This window comes from Thermophagus xiamenensis, from assembly GCF_900112795.1.
In the GTDB taxonomy this organism is placed as follows: domain Bacteria; phylum Bacteroidota; class Bacteroidia; order Bacteroidales; family Marinilabiliaceae; genus Thermophagus; species Thermophagus xiamenensis.
Map to the genome: position 1 here is coordinate 1 of NZ_FONA01000039.1, position 5575 is coordinate 5575.

General features: G+C 41.7%; 6 protein-coding genes. 5 read left to right on the forward strand and 1 reads right to left on the reverse strand.

Features of this window, described 5'->3' with window-relative positions:
- Positions 1-389: 389 nt before the first annotated feature.
- The 5 genes from pruA (at position 390) to BM130_RS14905 (ending at position 5385) form a co-directional block, all read left to right on the forward strand.
- On the forward strand, positions 390-2030 hold the full coding sequence (gene pruA / locus BM130_RS14885) for an L-glutamate gamma-semialdehyde dehydrogenase (protein WP_010527660.1): 1641 nt from the start codon (positions 390-392) through the stop codon (positions 2028-2030).
- A gap of 406 nt (positions 2031-2436) precedes the next feature.
- Entirely contained in the window at positions 2437-2748 is a 312-nt protein-coding gene (locus BM130_RS14890; protein WP_010527659.1) for an FtsB family cell division protein, read from the forward strand.
- Between the two features lie 89 nt (positions 2749-2837).
- Positions 2838-3158 carry a hypothetical protein gene (locus tag BM130_RS14895; protein WP_010527658.1) on the forward strand — a complete coding sequence of 107 codons (321 nt, stop codon included), beginning with the start codon at positions 2838-2840 and terminating at the stop codon, positions 3156-3158.
- 218 nt (positions 3159-3376) lie between these two features.
- A complete protein-coding gene (locus BM130_RS14900) occupies positions 3377-3994 on the forward strand; it encodes an OmpH/Skp family outer membrane protein (RefSeq protein WP_010527657.1) in 618 nt (205 codons plus the stop codon).
- Between the two features lie 59 nt (positions 3995-4053).
- Positions 4054-5385, forward strand: a complete 1332-nt coding sequence (locus BM130_RS14905) for a glycosyltransferase family 2 protein (RefSeq protein ID WP_074964418.1) — start codon at positions 4054-4056, stop codon at positions 5383-5385.
- A 5-nt stretch (positions 5386-5390) separates the two neighbouring features.
- Here the strand turns inward: BM130_RS14905 and BM130_RS15590 are convergent.
- The coding region (locus BM130_RS15590; RefSeq protein ID WP_217645617.1) for a hypothetical protein at positions 5391-5575 on the reverse strand (185 nt) is incomplete at its 5' end.

The window sequence follows — 5575 nt, forward strand, 5'->3', positions numbered from 1 at the left end:
TAAGGGGTGAGGGATGGCCATAATGGACTTTAAACTAATTATATAAGTAAATTATATACGAATGAAACGAGCATGGCGGCTTTTGCCACAAAAGAACATGTATAAAATGATATAGGCAGAAGTGCACAGGCAGAAGGCAGAAGTGAGATTTATCGATTTTATGATTGCGGGTTGGGAAATTTCCCCTTTAGGGGATTAAGGGGTGAGGGATGGCCATAATGGACTTTAAACTAATTATATAAGTAAATTATATACGAATGAAACGAGCATGGCGGCTTTTGCCACAAAAGAACATGTATAAATTTTATTAAGCCATGCGAGTTCCATTCGACCAATGTGTTAAATAAATTATATACGAATGAAATATAAACCTTCAAAAAACAAATGCTATGCCAAAAGGAATATTTCAGGTGCCTCCGCCAAAAAATGAGCCCATATTGTCTTATGCACCCGGTACCGCCGAAAGAAGCGAATTAAAAAAACAGCTCAAGCTCTTCCGTTCGCAGGAAATGGATATTCACATGTTTATTGGTGGCGAAGAGGTGAGAACCGGCAACAAAGTCTCTATTCATCCGCCTCATGACTTAAACCATTGTTTGGGATATTATCATCAGGGCGATGAAGTGCAAGTTCATCAGGCCATTGACGCCGCTTTGCGAGCCCGTACCGATTGGGCAAACCTGAGCTGGGAACACCGGGCATCCATATTCCTTAAAGCGGCCGATTTGATTGCCGGACCTTACCGCCAGAAAATCAATGCGGCCACCATGCTGGGGCAATCGAAGAACGTCTTTCAGGCCGAGATCGACAGTGCCTGCGAGCTAGCCGACTTTTTACGTTTCAACGTCTATTATATGACGCAGATATATGGTGATCAGCCATCATCGTCGCCCACCACCTGGAACAGGGTGGAATACCGTCCGCTCGAAGGTTTTGTTTTTGCGCTGACGCCCTTTAATTTCACCTCAATAGCCGGCAATCTGCCTTCGGCACCGGCCATGATGGGTAACGTGGTGGTATGGAAACCCTCCAAAACGGCAATCTATTCGGCGCATGTCATTATGGAAATCTTCCGTGAGGCAGGCGTCCCCGACGGTGTTATCAACATGGTATTTGCCTCGGGACCGGTAGTAGCCGAAGAAGTATTTTCGCATCCCGAATTTGCCGGTTTTCATTTCACCGGCTCCACCGAGGTGTTCCAATCAATATGGAAAACCATTGGTAACAACATTCACCGATACAAAAGCTATCCCAGAATAGTGGGCGAAACGGGTGGAAAGGATTTTATCATTGCCCATAAATCGTGCGATGTCAAAGCAGTAGCTACGGCCATCACCCGCGGTGCTTTCGAGTATCAGGGCCAAAAATGTTCGGCAGCCTCGAGAGCTTATATGCCTGCCAGCCGGTGGAACGAAATACGCGACGAGGTCCTCAGGCAGCTTGGCGAAGTAAAAATGGGACCGCCCGAAGATTTCCGCAACTTTGTTAATGCCGTTATCGATGAAGCTTCGTTTGATAAACTGGAAGCCGTTATCAAGGAGGCTGCCGGTCATCCCGAAGCAGAAATTATTGCCGGCGGCAAGTGCGATAAATCAACCGGTTACTTTATTGAGCCAACCATCATCCTGACCACCAATCCACACTACCGCACCATGCAGGAAGAACTCTTTGGCCCAATATTGACTGTATATGTTTACGATGATCAGAAATATGATGAGACATTGGATATTCTGGACAAAACTTCAATGTATGGATTAACCGGAGCTGTATTTGCCCAAGATCGTTATATTATTGAAAAAACCACCAAAGCTTTGGTTAATGCGGCCGGTAACTTCTACATTAACGATAAGCCCACCGGCGCTGTGGTAGGACAACAACCTTTTGGCGGAGCACGTGGTTCGGGTACCAACGATAAGGCAGGTTCACTCCTTAACCTTATTCGCTGGGTATCGCCACGAACCATTAAGGAAAACTTTGTTCCGCCTACCGATTTTAAATATCCCTTCATGCAGGAGGATGAGTTAGCCTAGTTTTTCATTAAGCTTTTCCAACAGATCGCACCCAACACCCCACAATTTAAGTTGCGGCAAGGGTGCGATTTTTTTATTGATACCCCCGTAAAAAAACGGCTGTTAATCCTGAAGGACACCTGTTTGGAGACAGAAAAAGGCAGCAAAAGCTTTTAAACAGGCTACCTAACAATTACCCCAATTAATACTACCACCTAACCTTAATTGCATAATCACGATAAATGGTTAAATTTGTGAGTAGATAATTGGCACCGGAATTGCGAATGCCGGTGCTCAGTATCAATCATATAGCACGAGTTAGTTGTACAATAAAATTGAAAAGCTGCGGCATAAGACAAAGGCGAAATCAGAAGTCCCCTTTAAAGATGAAGAAGCTATCCATTAAGCACAATAGAAAACTGAAACCATGAAGAAAGCTGTTAAAACAATAGTAAAGCTGCTGGTTCCGTTGTTGCGAAACAGATACGTCATTGCTTTTCTGGCTTTCCTGATATGGATTAGTTTTTTCGACCAGAACAACCTATTGGAACGGCATGAATTGTCACAAAGGATAAAAGAATTGGAACGGCAAAAAATACATTATCAACAGGAAATTATCAACAACAAAAAGAAAATGGAAGAGCTACAGAGTAACCCTGAAAACCTCGAAAAATTTGCCCGGGAACAGTATCTTATGAAAAAACCGGACGAAACGATTTTTGTGGTGATCGAAGAATAATTATTTTTTCAGTAACCGTTCTGTTATACTGCCGGCTACTTCCCTACGGTTATAGAACCCATAGTTGGATTTAATCAGTTTAAAATATCATGAATAAATATCGTTTGCTCAGCATACTCTATTATGCGGGTATGCTATTAATCTTTTGCGGAATAGTAATGCAAATGACCAACCTTCCGGCCGCATTAGGAGTGTATGCCGCAGGCCTTATCCCTTTTACCGGAATAAGAATTTACAATTTTTCGGTATCCATATCCCCTCGAAAGCGCATAAATGCGATACTTTTGGTCAGCGCCCTATCCCTTATAGCCGCAGGAGTTGCCATTTATTTTCATCGTTCTTACTGGATTATTTTTATAGCCATTACAGCTATTCTGGATGGCTATGCCAGCTTTCGAAAAATATCGTAATTTTTTAAAGGAACTGACCTCTAAAATAGTTTAATTACCTTTTAATATTTTAACAATACAGTTATATTTGCCATCATAATCCTTATATCCAAAAGAACTTAAATTTTTCAATAAAAAAATTATCGGTAAGTTTCAGAAAAATATATATCTTTTGTCCAATCTTTAACTGTCAATTGTGAACTATAAACACGTACAACTCAAAAAACTAAATTTATAATATGAAGAATATTTCAATCGTCCTAAACGCCATTCTGTTAATAGCCGTCGCTACCCTTTTCTTCATCGTTCTTTCCGATGACAAAAAATCATCACAAGATGCTAATATCGACGGCAGCGGTGTTCAAGATGGCGCTTTTCCCATTGCATATATTAACACCGATTCTTTATTAATAAGTTATGAGTATGCCCAATTTCTTAATGAAGAACTTCTAAAACAAGAAGAATCATCCAGGGCCGACTTTAATGAACGCGCCAGAATATTTCAGGACGATATGCGTGCCTTTCAGCGGAAAATTCAAAACAATGCCTTTTTAAGCCTGGAAAGAGCACAAAAGGAAGAGCAACGGTTAAGGGAGCAGGAACAAAAACTGAAAGAACTGAACAACAAGTTGTCGGCTGAGCTTATGGAAAAACAAAATAAAATGAACCGTGAGCTCAGGGATACCATTACCAATTTCCTGCAAGAATATGCCCAGGCCAAATCATTGAAATTGGTTCTTAGTAACACCCTGGGCGACAACATTCTTTATGCCGAAAAGGTTTTGGATATTACCGATGAGGTGGTGAGTATTTTAAACGAGCGATATCAAAAATCAAAAAAAAGTTCGGAAGATTAAAATTAAAAATATAGAAGAGGCTTATTTAATTAAGCCAGGTCGTTGACAATTTTAAACCAATGACCTGGCTTTTATTGGTGCGAACGATTATGATCCCAGAGGAAAAAATAAAAGCGCTATTTGATAATTATTTAGAGAAACACACCCCTGAATATAAAGTATCCACCCCTCCGCCGGTGGATTTGACACAAATAGTGGTTATTCCCTCCTATCGGGAAAAAGATTATCTGTTTCGAACGCTGGACTCATTAAGGGCTTGTCAGCCACCATCAGGGACGGTCGAAGTTATTGTGGTGTTAAACACATCCGAGAAAGACAGTCCTGCTATTCAGGAAGAACAAAAGCAATGTCAGCGGGCACTGAGCGAATATAGCCAGAAGTATCAAGTGCCGTGGCTTCAGATTTACTCATTGGAAGCCTATCAGTTACGTAAAAAACATTTTGGCGCAGGAATGGCCAGAAAAATAGGGTTGGATGAAGCGATTAGAAGATTCCATGCCATTCATCGGCCCAATGGAATTATAAGCTGTCTGGATGCCGATTCACCGGTAGCGCCCAATTACTTTACCGCCATTGAAGAATGGTACCAAACACCGGAACACCAGGCTGCCGTTATCTACTTTGAACACCCACTGGATGGCATACATTTTCCCAGTGAAGTGTATGAGGCCATCACCCTCTATGAACTTCATTTAAGATATTACCTGCTGGCGTTAAAACAAACAGGCTTTCCCTATGCCAGTCATACCATTGGCTCGTGCATGAGCTTTAGAGCCATCAAGTACGTACAGGCGGGAGGGATGCCACGAAAACAGGCCGGTGAAGATTTCTACTTTTTACAAAAGCTAATACCGCTAGGGGGATTCGGACAAATTACCACCACCACGGTATATCCCTCGCCCCGACCATCGAACAGGGTGGTCTTTGGAACGGGTGCCTCCATACGGGAACATTTGAATGGCACTAAAAAGCTAGGAAAAACCTACAATCCGGAAGCTTTTAACGACCTGCATAATTTCTTCTCCCGCGCCAAAGAATTAAGGGCCATTTCCCCCGATAAACTGGAAATTTGGGCCTATAATTTAAGCGGACCGCTCCGCAGCTTTCTTCTTAACACCAATTTTGAAGAAGAGTTATCAATAATTCTCACCAACAGCAATAGCGAAAAAACCTTTTTAAAGCGTTTTTACGCCACTTTCAACTCCTTTCGTATTGTTAAGTATCTTAACTACTCACATGAGCATTTCTACGCCAAAACCGACGTTTTTGAGGCAGCATTTACCCTTATGGAAAGTATAGGTGAAGAAATATCCCATATTTTGGACGAAAAAGATTTACTGCTTAAATACAGAGAGGTAGAAAAAAGAGATAATACAATTATCATCGATTAAATTGATTAAACCCAAACTTGCAGGCCGGCACAAGCCATCCTGTTTTCCGCACTTTTTCGGGACACCCGCTTAACTACCTGTAAATCAATCACGATTTTTTTAAATTTGGGTGTCCCAAATTTATTTCTATGTTTGTCAGAAAGAAACGCAACGCTTCCGGAAGCCTTTCTGTACAAGTAATACAGAAAGT